At 31.3% G+C, this 21,251-nt stretch carries 17 protein-coding genes; 8 read left to right on the top strand and 9 right to left on the bottom strand.

Annotated features, from left to right (window positions below):
- Positions 1–564: 564 nt before the first annotated feature.
- Positions 565–2,058, bottom strand: coding sequence for a hypothetical protein (locus ACWJKS_RS06455; RefSeq protein ID WP_462959674.1), 1,494 nt, complete (start codon positions 2,056–2,058; stop codon positions 565–567).
- Positions 2,059–2,240: 182 nt separating this feature from the next.
- Here ACWJKS_RS06455 and ACWJKS_RS06460 point away from each other — a divergent pair, with 182 nt between their 5' ends.
- The gene (locus ACWJKS_RS06460; protein WP_462960764.1) at positions 2,241–3,014 is read left to right on the top strand and encodes an ABC transporter ATP-binding protein; all 774 of its coding nucleotides are present in this window, start codon (positions 2,241–2,243) and stop codon (positions 3,012–3,014) included.
- Positions 3,001–4,908 (top strand): FtsX-like permease family protein, encoded by a 1,908-nt coding sequence (locus ACWJKS_RS06465; protein ID WP_462959268.1) that lies wholly within the window; start codon positions 3,001–3,003, stop codon positions 4,906–4,908. Before ACWJKS_RS06460 ends, ACWJKS_RS06465 begins: the two co-directional genes overlap by 14 nt.
- 189 nt (positions 4,909–5,097) lie before the next feature.
- Here ACWJKS_RS06465 and ACWJKS_RS06470 read toward each other — a convergent pair whose 3' ends face one another.
- Both ACWJKS_RS06470 and ACWJKS_RS06475 read right to left on the bottom strand, forming a co-directional pair.
- Positions 5,098–5,871, bottom strand: a complete 774-nt coding sequence (locus ACWJKS_RS06470; protein ID WP_462959267.1) for a DUF2178 domain-containing protein — start codon at positions 5,869–5,871, stop codon at positions 5,098–5,100.
- A gap of 3 nt (positions 5,872–5,874) precedes the next feature.
- The gene (locus tag ACWJKS_RS06475; RefSeq protein WP_462960765.1) at positions 5,875–6,072 is read right to left on the bottom strand and encodes a helix-turn-helix transcriptional regulator; all 198 of its coding nucleotides are present in this window, start codon (positions 6,070–6,072) and stop codon (positions 5,875–5,877) included.
- 293 nt (positions 6,073–6,365) lie between these two features.
- Between ACWJKS_RS06475 and ACWJKS_RS06480 the strand changes: the two genes are divergently transcribed.
- Entirely contained in the window at positions 6,366–7,019 is a 654-nt protein-coding gene (locus ACWJKS_RS06480) for a hypothetical protein (protein WP_216302985.1), read from the top strand.
- Positions 7,020–7,137: 118 nt separating this feature from the next.
- Here ACWJKS_RS06480 and ACWJKS_RS06485 read toward each other — a convergent pair whose 3' ends face one another.
- Positions 7,138–8,229 (bottom strand): glycerol dehydrogenase, encoded by a 1,092-nt coding sequence (locus tag ACWJKS_RS06485; RefSeq protein ID WP_462960766.1) that lies wholly within the window; start codon positions 8,227–8,229, stop codon positions 7,138–7,140.
- 519 nt (positions 8,230–8,748) lie between these two features.
- Here ACWJKS_RS06485 and ACWJKS_RS06490 point away from each other — a divergent pair.
- The 4 genes from ACWJKS_RS06490 (at position 8,749) to ACWJKS_RS06505 (ending at position 12,172) form a co-directional block, all read left to right on the top strand.
- Positions 8,749–9,516: a helix-turn-helix domain-containing protein gene (locus ACWJKS_RS06490; RefSeq protein ID WP_462960767.1), complete on the top strand. Its 768-nt coding sequence runs from the start codon at positions 8,749–8,751 to the stop codon at positions 9,514–9,516.
- A 233-nt stretch (positions 9,517–9,749) separates the two neighbouring features.
- Positions 9,750–10,370 (top strand): YhbD family protein, encoded by a 621-nt coding sequence (locus ACWJKS_RS06495; RefSeq protein WP_216302993.1) that lies wholly within the window; start codon positions 9,750–9,752, stop codon positions 10,368–10,370.
- 56 nt (positions 10,371–10,426) lie between these two features.
- Positions 10,427–11,161: a polymer-forming cytoskeletal protein gene (locus tag ACWJKS_RS06500; protein WP_165414459.1), complete on the top strand. Its 735-nt coding sequence runs from the start codon at positions 10,427–10,429 to the stop codon at positions 11,159–11,161.
- A gap of 357 nt (positions 11,162–11,518) precedes the next feature.
- The gene (locus ACWJKS_RS06505) at positions 11,519–12,172 is read left to right on the top strand and encodes a (Fe-S)-binding protein (protein WP_216302994.1); all 654 of its coding nucleotides are present in this window, start codon (positions 11,519–11,521) and stop codon (positions 12,170–12,172) included.
- A gap of 224 nt (positions 12,173–12,396) precedes the next feature.
- Here the strand turns inward: ACWJKS_RS06505 and ACWJKS_RS06510 are convergent, their stop codons facing one another.
- From ACWJKS_RS06510 to ACWJKS_RS06530, 5 genes are all read right to left on the bottom strand, one after another.
- A complete protein-coding gene (locus ACWJKS_RS06510; RefSeq protein WP_462960768.1) occupies positions 12,397–13,011 on the bottom strand; it encodes a manganese efflux pump in 615 nt (204 codons plus the stop codon).
- 192 nt (positions 13,012–13,203) lie between these two features.
- Entirely contained in the window at positions 13,204–15,270 is a 2,067-nt protein-coding gene (locus tag ACWJKS_RS06515; RefSeq protein WP_462960769.1) for an ABC transporter ATP-binding protein/permease, read from the bottom strand.
- Positions 15,271–15,282: 12 nt separating this feature from the next.
- On the bottom strand, positions 15,283–17,370 hold the full coding sequence (locus ACWJKS_RS06520; RefSeq protein WP_462960770.1) for an ABC transporter ATP-binding protein/permease: 2,088 nt from the start codon (positions 17,368–17,370) through the stop codon (positions 15,283–15,285).
- Between the two features lie 258 nt (positions 17,371–17,628).
- Positions 17,629–19,032, bottom strand: a complete 1,404-nt coding sequence (locus ACWJKS_RS06525) for a sensor histidine kinase (protein ID WP_216302998.1) — start codon at positions 19,030–19,032, stop codon at positions 17,629–17,631.
- Positions 19,029–19,763, bottom strand: coding sequence for a response regulator transcription factor (locus tag ACWJKS_RS06530; protein WP_216302999.1), 735 nt, complete (start codon positions 19,761–19,763; stop codon positions 19,029–19,031). Before ACWJKS_RS06530 ends, ACWJKS_RS06525 begins: the two co-directional genes overlap by 4 nt.
- A 340-nt stretch (positions 19,764–20,103) precedes the next feature.
- Between ACWJKS_RS06530 and ACWJKS_RS06535 the strand changes: the two genes are divergently transcribed.
- Complete coding sequence (locus tag ACWJKS_RS06535) at positions 20,104–21,231, top strand: aminopeptidase (protein ID WP_462960771.1); 1,128 nt, start codon at positions 20,104–20,106, stop codon at positions 21,229–21,231.
- Positions 21,232–21,251 lie beyond the last annotated feature (20 nt).

Consider the following 21,251-nt stretch of genomic DNA (forward strand, 5'->3'; position numbering starts at 1 on the left):
TTACAGGTTTTAACGGAAGAAACGAAAACTTAAAAGCTAGTGGAATGGGTTTGTACCTTTCACAAAAAATTGCTAAAAAATTTAGTCATTATATTACTCTAGAATCAAAATATGGTAAATGAACCAAGTAATTATTCATTTTCTAAAATGGGATAATTACTATGATGTTACAAAAATGTAAGGTGAAAGAGCAAAATGTAAGCCAAAGCAATGGCGGTATATTTTGCTTTTTTGTATACTAAGAGTGTAAAGCATATTCAAAATAATTAACATTAACGACATTTCAGAAGGGAAGTCACCCACTTCTATAAGTGGGTGTTACATACTATAACAAAGAAAAAACTTCAGTGGAAGTATAAAACTCCTTCTGAAGTCGTTGATGCTATAGCTTCGCAGAAGATAAGAGTAGTCACGGAAACTAATATGTAAAACTTAATTATGTATAGAGTCATTATAGTGCTATAAATTTTATGTTCAGAGAGCAGTTAGGAATAAAAATAGGTATAGCAAACAAGCCTACACGATGCAGGAATTTTCAGAAAAAAGTACTTAATTGTCAAACAGCTACTCTAATAAATTTAAAATACTAAAACCTGAAACTTTAAGTCTTGCATCTAGATGAATATTAATTCCAGCAATCATAGTCATAAATGAATAACGTTTTTTACCATGTATTCGTAAAGTATGAATTTTATAATCATTTAGAATACGATTGTTTATACGTTCTGAGCAGGTTCTAGTTTTATAAATAGTTTTCCATTGTTTTGAGCCGCGAGGCACAGGAGTAAACAACCGCAAATCCCATGATGGTTTAGTGTAGATTACTCGCCCATAAGGTGAAGGTGAGCACTGTTCACAGCAAGAGCAACTAGCAACCTTTTTTAAAACTAAAGGGCAACGCCATTTAAGGCGTGAACGACTTTTTTCATAACCGTTATAGACCATTTCATGGCCACCAATACAGATAGGAAATCCTTTTTCATTAATATCTAGAGTAACTGGATATTTTGAATTTCCTTTGTTTTTGGAGTTCAGATCAATAAAGGGATTAATGTTCCATTTAGAACATAATTCATATGTAGGGTAGTTATCATTAGCTGAGTCAAGAACATAATTTGATATAGTGAACTGCGGTAACAGTTCTCTAAATTCAGCTAATGCTACTATTCCAGTGACACTGTCGTGTCTGCTTGCCTCTACAAATCGTAGATAAATAGGTAGATCTATCTTATATTTTTTATTATAGACAGATAAAGCATAGAGAGTGTAGCCATAAAACCAACGATTTTCATGGCTGTCCCAACCCCAATTAGCATTTATGTCAGAAAGTCTACGAGGGCATTTGCAATCGTAAATTCCATTTTCACGGCAGTCACAAACTTTAGAACCATAGTAAGAAGACTTACAGTGAACACAAGTACCATCGCCGCCAACTGTAAGGTTATCTTTTTCTATTAAGTTAAGATTAAAAGAGGGTTCTACAGCAACTAATGAGAATATTTTTTGAAGCAGCCTTTCGGCTCTTAGGGAAAATGAGCGACCAGCTTCAAAAAAATCTGAAATTCTCTTAACAACACCAGTTTTTTTATTAGGAAGCTTTTTATTTTTCCCGGGTGCCTTAATTTTAGAGGGTTTCTTCTTATACGAATATATTTTTTTTAGGTTTACCCTGTCGGTAGACAGATTTGAAAGCCATAATCTAGAGATAAAATCATAATGAGCACCAAGTGATGGGACATTATTTTTAGTGCAGCCTATACAGGTTGCAAGTAACTCACAGGCATGAATCTTTTTAACCCAGTTGGTAATGCTTGTTTCCTTTTGAAAAAGCATTAAAGAAAATGAACGAAATATCTCAGGTTGAAGAGTTGCAGGTCTACCAATATTAGAATAATAAGGTTTTAATATCTCTCTAAGAATATCTAAGTCTAAGCAATACAACTTAGAGATAGAAGGTTCAAGTTCTATAATTTTTTTAGGAAAAGCTTTGTAGAAACATGAGAGATTTAAAATAATAAATTGCTGATAATCAGCATGAGAGCTCCAATTTTTAAGCATAAAATAATCCTCCTATTAAAACATGTCTTTAAGAGGAGGACCGCAAAATTTTACAGGCTTGTCAAGTGTTTTATGCAAAAAAAGTGGGGGAATCAACAAAAATTAATGATACTAAAAATGAGTAATCACAGGAGCTAAGGAGTTTCCGTGAAAGCTCGATAATTTAACGGGGGGTATTTATAATGACAGAAGTATTAAAGATAGAAAATCTAAGAAAAGTTTACGGATCAAAATTTGGTGGTGTAAAATATACAGCACTTGATGATATAAATTTGAAAGTAGAAAATGGTGAATTTGTAGCAATAATGGGACCATCTGGTTCAGGAAAAACAACCTTTTTAAATGTAATATCAACTATTGATAAACCAACCTCAGGAAGTGTTTTAATCCATGGTGATGACATAACCAAACTAAAGGAGCCCAATTTGTCTAAATTTAGAAGAGAAAAACTTGGATTTATATTCCAAGACTTTAATTTGCTTGATACTATGACTCTAAAGGAAAATATTGTACTACCTTTAGCTCTTGCAAAAACTCCTTATAAGATTATAAAGACAAAGTTACAAGACATAAGTATTAAGCTTGGCATTAGGGACATATTAAGCAAATATCCTTATGAGGTATCAGGAGGACAAAAGCAAAGAGCAGCGGCCGCAAGAGCAATGATTACTGAGCCTTCTATGGTGCTCGCTGATGAACCTACAGGTGCTTTAGATTCCAAATCTTCCAAAGAATTGCTCGGATGCCTTGAGAATTTAAATGAAAAAAATAAAGCTACAATTCTTATGGTTACTCATGATGCCTTTGCAGCATCTTATTGTAAGAGAATTGTATTTATTAAAGATGGTAAACTATTTAATGAAATTTATAAAGGGGATAAAACAAGGAAGGATTTCTATCAAAATATATTAAAGATTCTTTCAGTCATAGGAGGTTCTACAGATGACCTTAATTAGTATGGCTGTAAACAATATAAGAAAAAACTTTAAAAATTACTGGACATTTTTTCTAAGTTCTACCTTCAGTGTTTTTGCATTATATCTTTTTATGTCTATTGTAAATAATGCAGATGTGAAAGTCCAACTAGGAAATATGAAAAGCTTTATGGTTTTATTTATCGTAGGTGCCTATATGATTGCAGGCTTTTCTGCATTTTTTATGTGGTATTCTAATACTTTCATTATAAAGTCAAGGAAGAAAGAATTTGCAACATATATGTTACTAGGTATGTCTAAAAAACAGACCGCAACATTGAACTTTATAGAAAATTTGATAACTATAGCTGGCGCCTTTTGCAGCGGAATTGCTTTAGGTCTGATTTTCAGTAAATTTTTTATAATGTTATTATATGCAATGATAGGAGCTACAGCTGATGTGTCATTTCAAATTAGTTTAGAGGCTTTAAAAGTTTGTTCTATAGTATTTGGAGCTATGTTTATAATAATTAGTATTCACAGTTCTTTGCTTATATACAGGGATAACCTTATAGATCTTTTCAATTCATCAAAAAAAGCTGAAAAAGGGTTAAAAGTATCCTTTTTAACCATGATAATTAGCATCCTTTCTATAGTTTTCTTAGGCTACGGATATTATATGGCTATTAGAAAGACTGCTGCTAATATTCTTCTGGCTCCTATAGTAGTATTGTTAGTGGTTATAGGCACTATATTATTTTTTACAAGCTTTACTTCTTTAATTATATATATTAGTAAAAAGAATGAAAAAAGTCTATTTAAAGGAACAAAGATTATATACATTTCACAGCTTTACTATAGATATAAAGGTAATGTAGGTACCCTAAGTGTAATAGCAGTTACAACTACTGTAGCACTTTGTGCCATGATTACTTGCTTTGGACTTTTTAATCAAGTCGAAGAAAACTCAAGAAACATGAGACCATTTTCTATAGAATACACAAATGGTACTAATAATACAGATACAATTTTTGAGGATACTATTAAGAATTACAAAGAGATTTCAGTTGTATATAAGGACAATATGGAGTTTCTTAAGGTGAAAACTAAAGATATCTTGCTTGGAAATGATACATTTTTAGTTTTAAACCAAAGTAAATTTAATAAGGTTAATAGTCATGAAAAATCTGATACAAGAGTAAATTTAAAAAATGATATGGATTGTGATTTTGTTCAAGTAGCCAACGCTGTTTCTGATAAAAGTGTAATTGGTAAAGAGGTTAAGTTAGCCGGCGGAGATAAAGAATATAAACTAAAAGTAACCGATACTTATACAAAATTCTTTATAGCACTCGATGGTGCTAGACCAACGTTTATTGTTAAGGATAGCGTCTATTCTCAAATTAAAAGTACAATCTCTAAAGAGAATACCTATAAAGTAACGGGATATATGCTTAATAATGATTTCCTTTCACAAAATTTTATTGTAGATTTGAAAAGTAAAATACCGCCAGAAAATAAGCTTTTAACCTTTTATGAACATTTTATGGATGGCATAAAGTTAATGGGTATGATGGGCTTCATTGGGGTATTTATTGGATTACTATTTCTTACAGCTACAGGAGGTATTATATATTTTAAAATGTCTATGGAAGCTGCGGAGGATAAAAACAAATTTATAATTCTTGAAAAAATAGGGGTTAGTAAAGTTGAAATAAGAAAGGCTGTTTCAAAGGAACTCATGATTTTATTTGGAGTACCCTTCGTTGTGGCAACACTAAATACTTTTGTCGCATCAATTACACTTGGAAAATTCCTGCGATTTAATATTACTAAAGAATTTATTATTGTAATTTTAGTTTATGCAGTGCTTTATAGTATATATTATTTAATAACCTTAAAATCCTATATTAAAACCGTAAGTAGCTCATATTAAAATAGAAGGGTAAATTATCTTCTGCGAAGCTATATTGACGACTTCAGAAGAAGAGTTAGACTCCTACTGAAGTTATCTCTTTATGATTAAATAATCATTTCATATAATAAATGGTATCCTGAGCCAAATCCTTATTATATGAAATGATTTTTCTTTTATTTATAAAAGAAATTATACAAGCATTACTGATTATTTAAACAATCCCATTCTTGTTAGAAAGGGGTTTATTAACAGTAGTATAATTAATAATAATGCCATTTTACCGAAAACACTTCTTAAAATTTTATTTAATTTAGGATAATTTGTTTTACTGCTATAATTTCCTACTGTAAGAAAAGCTAATGTAATAATGCTATCTGTAATTTTAAAATATAATGTATTTGTTATTCCAATTTGTTTCATAAAAAAGGAACCTAAATAAACATCTCCTATGGTTAATGCAAGTAATGTTCCAACAAATACAATACCGATACTAAATACAGATAAAAATTTCTTGATTGTAAAATTATTGCCAATATTAACAATAGACTGTTCTGAAGTTCCTTCTATATCCTCATACTTATGATTATAATAGGTGTAGCAAGAATGATTAGTAATAAACATTAGTAATATTATTATAGTACATAGTTTATACGCCTCTATTGGATATATATACGTAATTAATGCTAAGACTCCAATCAAAACAAAGAGGATATTAATTGCAAGTTCGGATGATTTTTGACTTATCTCAAAGAACCTTTCATCATAAGTTTGTTCAAAATGTTTTTTACCATTATTATTTTTATGGGTATTCCTATTTGGCAAATATGTTATTATCCCCGCTATAATAGATCCTGACCCTATAACAAACATTAAGTTATTATTAAAATAATATTTGCTTGAAAAAACAAAAGTTAAGCCTATAATAATCTCAAATATAGACAGATAATATCGTAGTGCATAGTTTTTTGCGAATTTTTCCACGACTCATTCCTCCTCAAAGATAAATACTTCTTCAATTACTGTACCAAAAAATTTAGCAATTTTATGAGCAAGTAATATTGACGGATTATATTTTCTATTCTCTAACGAATTTATTGTTTGTCTTGATACCACCATAATATTTGCTAATTCTTGTTGGGTTAATTGATTTTCTTCTCTTAACTTTTTAATTATATTCTTCAAAATTTTTCTCCTTTTATCAAGCTAGCTTTACATATATTATATAATTGCTTTTTTTACTTGTCAAGTTAGCTTGACAATAGATTTTAATAGGCCATTAAAGTCGAGGCACTTAATCATGTTCCTGTTTCACTAAATCCTGCTCAAAAAAATGTTATGTTATATTCGTTTATGTAAATTATATTAGAAAAAAATATTGACAACAGTATGATATTTACAGATAATATGGTTAGTGTACATGGAGCGTATGGTGTGTATTAAACACATTAACAGTTAGTTAGGAGATGTAAAAATTCATGCAAGATTTAAAAGCAAGATTAATTGAATCAATTATGCATTCTATTATTATAATGATAATCTCATTGTTCATAACATATCTAATCATTATAAATTTATCTAATATATTTTGGATGTCAATGATCTCTATAATTGGAGCGATATTCTTAATAATTTATATTAAAAAGCCATACGACAAAGAATGTTTAATCATTAATAGTTGGTTATGTATGATATTTGCAATTTTTATTGGAATCTTAATTGGAAAGATTGTTCCATTATCAAATTTAATTGGAGTAAGTATCGGAATACCAGTATTCGATATAATCAGTTTTATGAAAATCGGTTCAAAAACTACAAATGCTAAAGTTATGTCAAATAAAAATTTAATGTCAAAATTAATAGTATATGGTAAGTCATTTAAAAATAATAATCCAATACCAACAAAAGGGTTAGGGGATTTTTTATTTTATACAATACTACTTTCAGGCATATATAAAGTAAGTAATGATTCTAATTTTGTATTTTATGGGGCATGTTTAATATTTTTAGGATGTGCAATAAATTGGATTATAGTTTGTTTTATATATAATAAGAAATGGTATAAGGGGTTCCCAGCAACATTTATCCCTCTTATGTCACTATTACCATTATTTTTGAAGCTTGTAAATTGAATGTTTAGTTCATAAATATTGTTAACATAGCTTTATAATAATCAATAAAAAGTGCCTGTTTCATTGCCAACTATTGATATGGGACATATTATATATATAATATGCCCCATATCAATAGTTAGTTATAAAGTCTTCCCAATGCGTCTGCTCCAAGTATAGCTGCATATACATCATCTACAGTAACCGCAAATGGCATATTATGAATAGTTTCTCCCACTGCGCAGGAAGTTTCAGCGACCCTTCTTATATCTTCTTCTTTTATTTCTTTGATTCCCATTTCTTCTAAAGTAACAGGCAATCCTAAATCAATACAAATGCCTATAACATCATCGAGTTCTTCTTGTGGGCTATTTTCTAAAACTAATTGAGCTAGTAATCCAAAGGCTACTTTTTCTCCATGATATAAGTGATGACATTCCTCAAGAACTGTGAAACCATTATGAATTGCATGAGCAGCTGCTAGCCCACCACTCTCAAAGCCTATACCACTTAAGTATGTGTTAGCCTCTATTATATTTTCAACTGCTGGAGTACAAACTCCTATTTCTACCGCTACTTTGGCTTTAATACTATCTTCTAATAAAGTATTATAACAAAGCTCTGCTAAGGCATAAGCAGCTTTGGTAATTTTACCGCCACTCATATTTGATGCATTAGATTGCTTGCAAGCTCTTGCTTCAAAATATGTCGCTAATGCATCTCCTATGCCTGCTACTAATAATCGAGCTGGGGCCTTAGCTACTATTCCTGTACCAACTAAAACTACATTTGGACTATTTGGTAAAAATAAATATTTGCTGAAACTGCCTTCTTCTGTATATATAACGGAGAGTGAACTGCAAGGAGCATCTGTTGAAGCAATAGTTGGTACTATTACCACGGGTAGATTTTCATAGTAAGCTACAGCCTTAGCAGTATCAAATATTTTACCTCCGCCTATTCCTATAATGACATCGCAATTATTAGTTTTTACGTCTTCTCTTAATCTATCTATTTCGCTGTTGCAACATTCTCCATTAAATTTTTGAAATGTAAGTTTAACGTCTGTCCCTTTAAAGCTTTTATCTATAATTGGTTGGTTTCTCTTGATGCCATTAGAACTTGCAATTATATAAAATGATTTTCCTAAGTTTTTTGTATGTTCGTTTAAGTTTCTTAATTCTCCATTTCCTTGAATATATTTTCCAGGTGATATTATTGTCTTTAGCATTTTTCCAACTCCTATTGTTTAGTGGCATTATTGTTCATATATATTTTAACATCAAAATACGGGTCTTTCTATGAAGCTGGTTAAAAAATTAACATAATGATGTAAAGAATTAGTATAAACTACCGATTTTTTAATGCAATATAGTATTGTTCATAAATTATTATCATATTTGTCATGTTACTGTCACATAATAGGACTAGTATTAATGAATAGGATCCCCCTATAAAATAGATATTTACAAATAACACCGGATAGATACCGGTGTTATTTTTTTGCATTAAATTTCAGGTTTATTGCTATAAAAATCAATGTAATTGCTGATTGTAATAAATAGCTAAAAATCTTATAATGATGAAAGGCGATTAGAAAATGAGTGGGCATTTTTAGTTTGTTTAATAATGAAAATAAAGTAGAATCTCAGTAAAATAGATAAGTGCAACCAGTAGTTGACAATAAGAAAGCTGGAGTTGGTAGCTTTTTTATAACTATTTTCGTAGGATGGATATGGAGGTGTTAATAGTGAATTTTTCAGAAAGACTACGAAAATCAAGAAAAGAGAAAGGATTTTCTCAGGAAGAGTTAGCTGATAGAATAGGAATATCGAGACAGGCTGTTTCAAAATGGGAGTCAGGTCAATCAAATCCTGATACTAATAATTTAATAATGCTAAGTGAATTATATGGAATAAGTTTAGACGTTTTACTAAAAGGAGATCATGAAAAAGTAGAAGAGATAACAAAAGTCATTAATAGAAGGTTCCATTATGAATATAAAAGCAAGAGAAAAATTTTTGGAATTCCATTAGTTCATATTAATATTGGACTAGGAATTTATGAAGCAAAAGGAATAATTGCAATGGGAAATATTTCGAGGGGATTAATATCATTAGGAATAGTTTCGCTAGGCATGTTAAGTTTTGGGGTTGTAGCGATAGGGCTGATAAGTATAGCAAGTATAGCTATAGGTATTTTAGGTGCTCTAGGGGGAATTGCCATTGGTACTATTGCCATAGGGGGAGTAGCAATGGGAGTAATTACCCTTGGAGGGTTATCCATTGGAATGTATTCAGTAGGTGGTTGTTCAATTGCATCAGAAATAGCAATAGGTAATTATGCAAGGGGACATATAGCAATAGGAAGTAGTGCCAATGGGGTGAGAACTATTATTGATACATCATCTAATGGTAATTTTGCCAATATTACAGCTGCGCAGATAGAAAATTTAATCAAAGAAGAGTATCCAAAATTATGGGATCCTATTGTACATTTTATGACAATGTTTTTATAGGGAGGATACTCAGGGAGAAAATTTGTTTAACATAATGATAAGTAGATCTTTTCAACAATATTAATTAGCCTGTATTTGCAATATATATGTGAATACAGGTTAATTTTTTGAGTATCTGGAAACAAATAATTACTTCAAATATTATTTACGACGTAACAATGTTATGTTACACTAAATGTATAATAAAAAAACAATATTGTTAAATAACCTCAAAGCATAAAAGGAGTGGCAATATGGATAAAGAGTTAATAACGAAAAAAGAGTTGCTAGAAGTCACGAATGTTTCCTATGGGCAGTTGTATAGATGGAAAAGGAAAAGTCTTATACCAGAAGAATGGTTTATAAAAAAATCTAGCTATACAGGTCAAGAAACCTATTTCCCAAGGGAGGAAATATTAGATAGAATAGAAAAAATTATTAATATGAAAGGGGATGCATCATTAGATGACCTGGCACAAATGTTTTCACCACAGTTAGCGGATGTGTTTTTAAATGAGAGCGAGTTATTAAAAAAGAAGATTGTTACGAAGCAGACATTAACAATGTATAAAAACATCTATGGAGAAATAAAAACATTTTCTTTTAAAAAAATCTTATATATTTCACTATTAGAAAAGAGCTTAGTATCTGGTAATGTATCTTTAGAAGAAAGTAAACTTATAATAGAGACTTTAGAAGGAAATTATAAGTCGTTAGAAGGTAAAAATTGCGAGATGATTTTTTTAAGAAAATTTGGGATGGCGCTATGTTTTTTAATTACTGTTCCTAATGAGGTTTATATAGAAAAAGATGCAAAAATAGTATTAAGGCTTAATATTTCACAGTGCATCGAGGATCTTAAAATTAAAATTTAACGACATTTCAGCTCCGCAGGAGATGATTTAATATAGAAAAATATGGGAGGTTTAATATGGAAAAGATGAATAATAATGATATAAAAATAAACGGCTCAGGAAGTTCAGGTGGTGGAAAATATAATAGTGTAATTATAAGTGGGTCAGGAAAAATTAACGGTGATTTAGAGTGCATAGACTTTAAAACTAGTGGTTCATCAAAAGTTGCAGGTAAATTAAAAGCAGAAAGTATAAAAATCAGCGGGTCTGCAAAAATTGAAGGTGATGTAGAAGTAGGAGATATAAAGATAAGTGGATCCTCTCATATCGTAGGAAATGTAAAAAGCAAAAGCATAAAAATAAGTGGATCAACTCATATAGAAGGAAGCCTATACGGAGAAGAAGTTAGTGTAGCGGGCTCAGTGAATATAGGGAAAAATTGTGAAACGGAATGTTTTAAGGCTAGTGGTGGTTTTAAAATACAAGGATCATTAAATGCAGGACAAGTAAATGTTAAACTAGGTGGGAAATGCATTGTAAAAGAAATTGGTGGCGAGCATATTGAAATAAAAATTAATTTTTTTGACAATTCTTTGGTTAGAAAAGTAATTGATAAAATGTTTAATTCAAGAAGTGAGTTAACCACAGAGCTAATAGAAGGGGATGATATATATATCCAAAACACCAATGTAAAAATAGTAAGAGGAGATAATATTACGGTAGGTGAAGGTTGTAATATAGGGCTTTTAGAATATAAGGGAGAGATTAATATTTCCGATGCGTCCATAGTTAAAGAGGTAAAGAAGCTATAAATGTAATTAAAGTAAAACTTAATTATCTATTGAAGGTGTTTAAAAGTATGTATTTATTGTATAATCATAGGATATTATCATAAAGTATAAAAGGAGAAATTATGAGTTTAGCTTTTCTAAATATGATTATATATATCATCAGAAATATATTATTAATTAAACAAAATATTTTTTGGTCGAGATTTCTTATAGTGAGGCTTTAAAATCTATTCCCAAAATAGTTATTATAAACCATAGATTAGAAAAATTATTAGTTGAACAATTTATTATTAGTAAGAAACAGTAGTAGGGTTAATCAATAGACGAGGATTAGAAAATTAGTTTTGAAAAAATTTAGAAGATTGGTAGGCGAGTGTTATGAAAAGAGTATTTGCACCGGGATGTGCATTAATGATTTATAAACCAGAGTTAGGGAAAAAAGTACTGGATTTTTTAAATAGTGAGTTAGGAGATATAGATGAATATTTAATTTGTTGTAATCATAAACCTAATTTGGAAAATGGAACACAAATAATAAATGTCTGTGCTGGTTGTGATAGACGGTATAGGGAACTTTATGAAGAAGTAACGACAATTTCACTTTGGGAGATATTAGCTGAGGTAAAAACATTCCCATTCCCAGATTATAAAGGAATGGAAATGACTATACTTGATCCATGTCCTACTCGAGATCAGGAAAGAGTGCATAATGCAGTAAGAGTGCTATTGAAAAAAATGAATATCAATTTGGTAGAACCAGAAAAGACGAGAACAAATGGTACTTGTTGTGGAGATAGCTTTTATGGTGTTCTTTCTGTGGAGCAGGTTAAGGAGCAAATGAAAAAACGTGCTCACGAGATGCCTGCTAGCGATGTTGTTGTTTATTGTGTTTCTTGTTCTAAATCAATGTATATAGGTGGTAAGAAACCGAGGTACTTAGTAGACCTTTTATTTGGAGAGGATACAATACCGGGGACATTTGAACCAGATGATTGGCACGGGCAACTTAATAATTTTATAAATGAACATTAAAAATTTTTTAGTTTCAACAGGTACTATTTTTAAAGTATACTCACGAGGGCAATTATATGCCTTCTTTTTTTATCTCCAATAAGTCCCAAAACAAGCCAAATGGAATACCTGCACGTTTTCTGAATTCGCTTTTATCAAAATTTTATTATACTAAACATATAAGTCATTTAAGCTTGACTGAAGTTAGTTTATTTGACAAAGCCATATTTGTAAATTTGTTAATGCTAATTAACGAATTCAATAATACCAAGTATTATTAGCAATATACCTGAAAATAAGGGTGCGTATTTGCCCAAAATTTCACCTAATACATGATTACCTACGGCCTCACCAAATATAATTGTAAGAATACTTAATATAAATGTAGATATGACTGTAAGTTGAATATTTACTCCGGTTATACTTGCAGCTACTCCGGTTCCTAAATTGTTAAAGGTTAATCCGAATGCTACAATGAGAGCTTCTTTCATATTTATATCGCCAGAGTTATCTAAATCTGATTCTTCAGCATAATCAATCATTTCACTAATGTTTTTCAAGGCAAGTGCCTTTGAATTAGTCTTATTTAAAAGATTTACTATACTTTGGATTATAAAATATAATCCCAATATAATAATAACTATAGCACCTAAACCATTAGCTATTGAGTGAGGTAAAAATTTTGATATATATGCTCCAATTAACATAGATAAAAGTGTTCCTACGGATGTTACAATGGCTATTATAAGATTTGCAATTATACCTATTTTTACTTTCTTTATTCCGTAAGCTATTCCTACAACAGCGTTATCTAGGTTAGAGGATAAGCTAAATGATAATGCTGATATAATTAATGACATATAGGTTCTCCCTTTTCATTATTTACATTTTAATATATGGGTTATAACCTTATAAGGTGAAGAATTATCTTCAATGGAAAAAGTGTATAACATCAAAAAGGGATATCTGATGAGAAAAACTAATGAGAGTAGTATTAATATATAAAAAAATTAGGATACTATTTATAGTATCCTAATCAATGAGTTTTTGTGTTATCTACTACGTAATGCGTCTATCGGATCCATTTTTGAAGCCTTTAAGGATGGATAAAAGCCTGAAATCATACTTAAAACTACGCAGAATAGTAAAATTAAACCAGCATCTGCAAGTGGCAATTTAGCTACTTCCATATAAGGAGCATTTGCAGAGATATTCTTTAAGAAACCATAAACTGCTGAATTGATGAGTTTAGATGCACCTAAAGTAAATAGTAATCCTATGCCCGCTGATAAGACGCCAATAATAAATGATTCTGCAACGAAAATATTCAAGATATCTTTTTTTCGTGCGCCCACGGCGCGGAGAATACCTATTTCCTTAATTCTTTCAAGTACAGAAATATAAACAACTATTGATATCATTAGAGCTGCTACAAGAATTGATATTCCGGAAAATCCCATAAGTGCATAACGCACTTGTTTCATTGCTCCATCAACTTGCGAAGATATAGTTTTACCGGTTAATTCAAATTTGTATTTATCTTGTGAATCATTTAATTTTTGGAGGCTTGCATCTAAGTCTTTAGTATTACTAGAATATAAAACTAAGGAAGGGCTTTCCAAAGTTGTTTTATCTATTTTAAACTCTTTTTCATAAAAATTAATTGCCCAATCACTCGTTGCGTAATAGGTATCAATTAAAGTTGTAGTATTGGCAATTCCGGCGATCTTCCAAGCTTTCACAATGGGTACTTCAGGAATACCACTTTGCTCACTATGTGGATTAGAACCTTGTTTTAAATAGCGAACGTACATATTTTTACCAATTAAGTCCTTGAGATCACCACCATTTTTTTCTAAATCCTTCGCAGTGGAAAGTGAGATAACAATTTCATTTGTGGAACCTGCTTCTGGAAGGCTGCCATATTGAATGTCATTTTTAACATCTTCTAGCACCCCTGGAGCCATCATCATAACCAATTTTTCTCTAGTGGATTGGTCGGACAGTTTAGTCATCAATTTTTCATCTTTAATTATGCTTTTATCTAAAGAATAAAATTGTGCAACAGGAATTCCTTTGCCTCCAATTTGAAAGTAATAGGCATATATATTTTTATCTAAGGACATAACTGAGTTTATATCACTATATTTTAGAGGCTTAATATTTTTTAGAGACTTATCAGTATTTTCTTTTAACCCTACAGTTATTGCATTTGTTGGAAATATGCCTTTAACTTGAGTATCAACTGCATTAGTTGTACCTGAAGTAATAGCTATAGCTAAGGCAATTCCACAAATACCTATAGAAGTACCAATAGCTGTTGCTAGGGTTCTACCTTTTTTAAGCCATGCGTTACGAAGTGATATTTTTAAGGATGATAAAAAGGACATTTTTGATTTTGTTTCTATTTTTTCTATAATAGGCGCAGCGGTTGACACCGAGGCCATATTTTCTTCAATAGAAATTAACTTACCATCTTCCATTTTAACAATTAAATCTGCATAAGCCTTAGCAAGGTCCGGTGCATGGGTAACCATGAGTACTAGTTTATCTTTTGAAATTTCTTTTAATAATTCCATAACTTGCTCACCTGTTTTAACGTCTAAGGCGCCAGTTGGTTCATCGGCTAAAATTATTTCTGGATCATTAGCAAGAGCACGGGCAATAGCAACACGTTGGCGCTGTCCACCTGACAGAAGGTTTACTTTCTTCTTCATTTGATTTGATAGTCCAACTTGCTCTAAGAGGCTACATGCTTTTTTCGTTTTATTTTGCTTAGATATTCCTGATAAATCTAAAGCGAGTTCCACATTTTGGATTGATGTTAGTGAATTAAGCAAGTTAAACTGTTGAAAAATAAAACCCACTGTATTTTTTCTATAAGTGTCTAAATCTTTTTCTCCGGCCTCTTTTAAAGATTTTCCGTTAACAATAACATCACCTTCAAAATCCTTATCCAAAGCTCCTATTAAGTTCATCATTGTTGTTTTTCCGCAACCAGAAGGTCCAACAATTGCCACGAGTTTTCCATTAGGTAAATCAAAAGAAACATCATCTAATGCTATAACCTGGTGCTTACCGATTTTATATGTTTTTCTTAAATTTTTAATTTTTAACATTTACTATTCCTCCTATTCATCACGCAATGCGTCGATAACTTGAATTTTAGTTGCTCTTTTAGATGGAAAGTGTCCCGCTAAAACTGCGACTAATATACTGATAACAATTAGTCCGGCAATAGTTACAAAGGGAATTTTAATATCTGTAAATGGGATACCGGTTAATGGGATATTTACGATATTATCTGCATTAATATTTAATACATTATTGATTATTCTATTTGCAATTGGTTGTATTATAAAAGCTACTAGAACTCCAGTGACCCCTGCAAAAAGACCAATTAAGGCAGACTCAGCTTGGAAAATACGAGCAATATCTTTATTTCTTGCTCCCACAGCTTTTAAAATACCTATTTCCTTTTTACGCTCAAGTACACTTGAGAAAATTACAATCCCTATTAAAATTGTTGAAACTACGAGTGCTAGTGATATAAATACAATCATAACCGCCTCGGCCAAATTAATTAAAGTTTTGATAGCAGTTTTAACCATAACAATTTGTGAGGTTGCGGAAAAGCCTTTTGTTTCCGTCATTTTATTTCCGCCAATACCGCCATTTTCCTTAGCATTAATGTAATTTAATACAGCTTCATTGTTATGAACGTCTTTTATAACCACTTCTGCATTTACTATGCGGTTTTCTTTTCCTATAAAATAGCCATCATTTTTTAGCCATGTATTAACTGCATCATAAGAATAATATGCAGAGGCTGAGCTTAAGGCTATTTCATCCACAACACCGACAACTTTAAAATCCTGTGTATATTTTTTACCTAGAATTTCATCTCCTGTGATTGGATTTGTGGTTTTCTCCTGAATTATTACCTTGAGTTTCTTACCAATGGCTTTTGTATAATCATCTTTATCTGGGTTCATGCCATACATTTCAATTACATTTTTAGCCATATCCTTATTTACTAATAATTCATTCTTATTGTCCGTTGGTACACTACCTTTTAGTGCATGCTCAATGTTTGTAAGATAATTTTCACCAGCTAAGGAGTTAAAGGGAATATCCTTTAATTCTTTATTATTTGCTTCAAAAGAAGTAATATCTTTAACATTTAGGTCTTCTCTAACATTTAATACGTCGGGATTTTTCTTAATGCTGTCATAGACATTTATATTCTTTGGGTAATCAGTTTTTTCAATCGCCGCATCTTTAAACTTCATAGATGCTTGTATTATGTTAGCACTAGCAAAAGAATTTGTTTGAATATCTATGTAATTAGTTGCCCCATTGCTAAGCCCGATAACTAATAAAATACCTGCTATTCCAATTGAACCAGCAATAGTGGTTACGACTATTCGTCCCATTTTCTCTTTAATATTTCTAAGGGATAGTTTTATGGCATTTCCAAAAGACATGCTACCATCTTTCTTTTTTAGCTCTGATTTTAAACTATTTTTTTCAGATTCATTAATTTTCTCGTCTTTTTGAATTTTACCATCTAGAATAGCTACAACGCGGGTAGAGTATTCATATGCGAGTTCTCGGTTGTGAGTAACCATAATAATTAACTTATCACGAGCAACATCTTTAATAAGCTGCATAATTTGAATCCCTGTTTTTTTATCAAGGGCTCCTGTTGGCTCATCTGCTAGTATTATGTCTGGATCATTTGCAAGGGCTCTTGCTATAGCTACACGTTGTTTTTGGCCTCCAGATAATTCACCTGGCTTATGATCCATATGTTTTTCCAGGCCTACCTGTTTAAGTAAGCTTTCTGCACGCTTTATACGATCCTTTTTTGATAGACCGATTAAATTCATAACAATTTCAACATTTTCAAGTGCTGATAAATGTTCAATTAAATTAAAGGATTGAAAAATAAAGCCTATATTGTTTTTACGATATAAATCCCAATTCTTTTTTTTGTATTTTTTAGTTGATTTTCCCTCAATAATTAAATCACCTGAAGTTGGCCTATCGAGGCCAGCGATTATATTTAAAAGTGTGGATTTTCCACAGCCTGACGGTCCGAGAATTGAAACCAATTCCCCTTTTTCAAAATTAAGATTTACAGAGCTAAGAGCGTTGAAACTCTTCTTTTTTTCAATAGTATATTCCTTTGAAAGATTGTTTAATGATAAAAGCATAAATAACTCCTTTCGAATCCATTAGTGTATTTCCATTTTTGAGCTTATACATTTATAATAGCAATTGAATCTTAAATAAGCCCTGTGTTAATCTTAAATCTACCTTAAATCATCCCCTGGGTCGCTGCATTAACAACTTCTGACGGAGCTTTAGATTACCACTTATAGATGTGGAAGACTTCCTTCTGAAATGTCGTTAAATAACAAAGGAACTCCCTCAAGATAGAAACAAATTCTAAAGTGAGATAGTTCCTTTAGTTATTCTAATTTGATGATAAATTTACAGCCTTTTCCTATAGCAGTTTCAAGGCTTATTCGTCCATTATGTTTCTCGATTATAGTCTTAGTAATTGCAAGTCCGAGGCCCGTACCTCCAGTTTGAGAGTTCCTTGCGCTATCCACTCTTTTAAAGGGCTCAAATATTTCAGCGGATAGGTCCAGAGGAATTCCAATTCCATTATCCAGAATTTCTAGTACTACTTTGTTAAAAGAATTCTTTAATAAAATTTTTATTTCTGTACCTCGCTTATTATATTTTAAAGCGTTATTAAGAATGTTAATGAGGGCTCTATCCATTTGTTTCACATCAATAAGAACAACTTTTTTATCGAATGGTATCTCAAAAGAATATTTAAAACCAGCCTCTTCGATTTGAGGTATTAATGAGGCTATAAGCTCTCTTAAATATTCACAAATATCTACGCTTTTAAGATTAAGCTTAAAATCTGAGCTCCCCATTTTAGATAATTCAAATAAATCTCCTATTAAACTATTGGCTCTTGAACTATTATTTATTATAATGCCCAAAAACTTTTCTCTGTCACAGTCCGATATATCCTTGTTATTCATTAGTAAATCAGAGTATCCCATTATATTAGAGAGGGGAGTTTTTAAATCATGAGATATATCTAGTATTAGTTTTCTCCTATTATCTTGAGATTTTTCTTTTAGATTTTTCTCGCTTTCAATTTTTTCTGCCATTATGTTGAAAGCATCTTTAAGCTCCCCAAATTCGTTTGTCGATCTCAAATCAACCCTGGCAGAATAATCACCGCCTGCAATTGTTGTAACTCCACTTAATAATTTTTTTAAAGGTTTTACAAAATTATTAGAGGTTAACCGTGAGTAAATAATAAGCCCAAGGATAAAAGAAGTAATATTAATTAAACCACCTAAAATTAGAATAAATATAAAATTGTCTATGGCTCTAGGAATTCCATTTTTATCGAAAAAAATGCCATTAACGAATTGAGTTTTAATAGGAATAACTATTTTTAACCAAAAATCACCGTTGTTATTATAGCGTACATTATAATAATATTCTTCTTGATGCTTGCCGCTATTAATTAAGAATTCACTAAACTCACTCTTAGTATATTGTTCTATATTCTTCGGATTTATTCCCCTTGAAAAAACAACCTTATAATTTTTGTCAATTACCTGAACCCCACCTTTATATTTTAAAACCTGAGAAAAATCTATATTCTCATAGTCATCTCTCATAATTTGAGAAGCTGATAGTTCTGGTATTTCATCATGTTTTATTAATCCCTTAAAGCTTACTGAAATGATTAAGGACACTATAATGAAGATTATTGTAGAAAAAATAAATAGTAATAAATAATTTAACAAAAGCATGTTTGCAACTTTCTTTTTTTTCATACTTTATTCCTTAGCCCTAAGTTGTTTTCCAGCTTATAACCAATTCCTCTTATAGTTTTTAAGTACTGAGGATACTTTGGGTTATCTTCAATCTTGTCTCTTAAATGGCTAATATGCACCATGATTGTATTATCATCGCCATCGCAAAAGTAAGCATCTTCCCATACCGCTTCATAAAGTTGCTTTTTTGTATATACTCTTCCTACGTTTTCCATAAAAATTTGAAGTAATTTTAGCTCCTTTGCATTACATTCTAATTGTTTATTATCTTTATATACACTGTAACTATTTTTATCAAAAGTTAAATCTCCTATTTGAATAATTAACTTATCGGGTATTTTTAGCGCCATTTTGTACTTGTAGGATCTTCTTAGTTGCGCATGGACCCTTGCGATTAGTTCAATGGGATTAAAGGGTTTGACCATATAGTCATCAGCACCTAGTCCCAGTCCTAATATTTTATCTGAATCTTCACCTCTTGCGGTTAAAAAAATTACAGGGATTTCACTTGTTTCTCTTATCTTTCTCAGTAAATTGAAACCATCAAGCCCCGGCATCATTACGTCAAGAATAGCTAAATTGATTTCGTTATTCTTAAATATCTCCAAAGCTTTTAACCCGTTTTCTGCATCATATACCGTAAAGGCTTCTTTTATAAGATGTAATTCCAATAGTTGCCTTAAATCCTGATTATCCTCTGCTATTAAAATATTTAAGATGTCCACCTCCATGTCTAAAATTTACTCTTTAACGACAGTTCAGAAGGAAAGTCACCCACTTCTATAAGCGAGAGTACCTACTATAAGTAGGAGTTACTTACCCTAACAATAGAAAACTTCAGTGGGGGTATAAATCTCCTTCTGAAGTCGTTAATATTGCAGCACCGCAGGTGATGATTTAATTATGCCCTAGGGTGTAGAAATTATCAATTAATATTATTAAAATTAATTGTCTCAATCAGAAAGTCGTTGTGCAAACAGTTTTAAATTATTAGTATAACAGTTTTAAATAACAATATATATGATAAAATAATAGGTATATATAATTTAGAAAGTTAAGGGGGAAGTATAAATGGCTGATCAAAGACTTAACAAACTTGCAAAGCTACTTGTGAATTATTCTACTAAGGTTAAACCAGGTGATTTTGTATTTGTATCTTGTGATGAGGTTGCAAGACCTTGGATGGTAGAGGTAGTAAAGGAAGCTGTGAAGGCAGGTGCTCATGTGGAAACTGTATTAACTTCGCAGGAGGTATCAGAAATAAAACTTAAATATAGCAGTGAGGAGCAGCTTCTTCAAGAAAATCTGCTTTTTAAAACTATGCTTGAAAAGGCAGATGTGTGGATTTCTGCTTGGGGAAGTAGAAACACAAAGACAAACTCAAGAATTGATGCAGATAAATTTAAAATGTATTCCCAAGGGGAAGCAAGCTGGAGAAAAATATATTCTGAGAAGATGGGCAATGGGTCGTTAAGATGGTGTGGCACACAATTTCCTACTTATGCAGATGCTCAGGAAGCTTCAATGAGTTTTAGCGATTATGAAGACTTTGTTTATGGGGCAGGACTACTTGATGCGAAAGATCCAGTAGCAGAATGGAAAAGGATAAGCGCAGAGCAAGAAAGATGGGTTAGATACCTTGATACTAAAAAAGGATTACAGTTTATTTCTGAGGGAACAGACATCAAAGTAAATATAGAAGGAAGAAAATGGATAAACTGCGATGGAAAAGAAAATTTTCCAGACGGAGAGATATTTACTTCACCTGTTGAGGACGGAGTGGATGGAGTAATTACCTTTAGCTTTCCAGGAATATATATGGGTAAAGAAATTGAAGGGATAGTTTTAGAGGTTGAAAAAGGAAAGGTGGTTAAAGGATCAGCCACGAAAGGAGAGGACCTACTTAAGGCACTTCTTGAAACGGATGAAGGAGCACATAGCTTTGGTGAGGTAGCTATAGGCACCAACTATGGCATTGTGGATTTTACAAGAAATATGCTTTTTGATGAAAAAATTGGTGGGACGGTGCATATGGCTATTGGCGATTCAATGCCTGAAGCAGGTGGACTAAATAGATCTACTATTCACTGGGATATGCTTTGTAATATGAGAAATAGTGGGAAAATTTATGCGGACGGTGAATTATTCTATGAAAATGGAAAGTTTATTGAAGGCATATTAGAAAAGTATAAATTATAATATAAAAGATAGGATTTCCT

The sequence above is a fragment of the Clostridium sp. CM038 genome (genome assembly GCF_055081105.1).

Bases quoted from the DNA above. Each gene is read 5' to 3' on its own strand.
- ACWJKS_RS06455 (WP_462959674.1), bottom strand. From the start codon at position 2,058: ATGCTTAAAAATTGGAGCTCTCATGCTGATTATCAGCAATTTATTATT.
- ACWJKS_RS06460 (WP_462960764.1), top strand. From the start codon at position 2,241: ATGACAGAAGTATTAAAGATAGAAAATCTAAGAAAAGTTTACGGATCA.
- ACWJKS_RS06465 (WP_462959268.1), top strand. From the start codon at position 3,001: ATGACCTTAATTAGTATGGCTGTAAACAATATAAGAAAAAACTTTAAA.
- ACWJKS_RS06480 (WP_216302985.1), top strand. From the start codon at position 6,366: ATGCAAGATTTAAAAGCAAGATTAATTGAATCAATTATGCATTCTATT.
- ACWJKS_RS06485 (WP_462960766.1), bottom strand. From the start codon at position 8,229: ATGCTAAAGACAATAATATCACCTGGAAAATATATTCAAGGAAATGGA.
- ACWJKS_RS06495 (WP_216302993.1), top strand. From the start codon at position 9,750: ATGGATAAAGAGTTAATAACGAAAAAAGAGTTGCTAGAAGTCACGAAT.
- ACWJKS_RS06500 (WP_165414459.1), top strand. From the start codon at position 10,427: ATGGAAAAGATGAATAATAATGATATAAAAATAAACGGCTCAGGAAGT.
- ACWJKS_RS06505 (WP_216302994.1), top strand. From the start codon at position 11,519: ATGAAAAGAGTATTTGCACCGGGATGTGCATTAATGATTTATAAACCA.
- ACWJKS_RS06510 (WP_462960768.1), bottom strand. From the start codon at position 13,011: ATGTCATTAATTATATCAGCATTATCATTTAGCTTATCCTCTAACCTA.
- ACWJKS_RS06515 (WP_462960769.1), bottom strand. From the start codon at position 15,270: ATGTTAAAAATTAAAAATTTAAGAAAAACATATAAAATCGGTAAGCAC.
- ACWJKS_RS06520 (WP_462960770.1), bottom strand. From the start codon at position 17,370: ATGCTTTTATCATTAAACAATCTTTCAAAGGAATATACTATTGAAAAA.
- ACWJKS_RS06525 (WP_216302998.1), bottom strand. From the start codon at position 19,032: ATGAAAAAAAAGAAAGTTGCAAACATGCTTTTGTTAAATTATTTATTA.
- ACWJKS_RS06530 (WP_216302999.1), bottom strand. From the start codon at position 19,763: ATGGAGGTGGACATCTTAAATATTTTAATAGCAGAGGATAATCAGGAT.
- ACWJKS_RS06535 (WP_462960771.1), top strand. From the start codon at position 20,104: ATGGCTGATCAAAGACTTAACAAACTTGCAAAGCTACTTGTGAATTAT.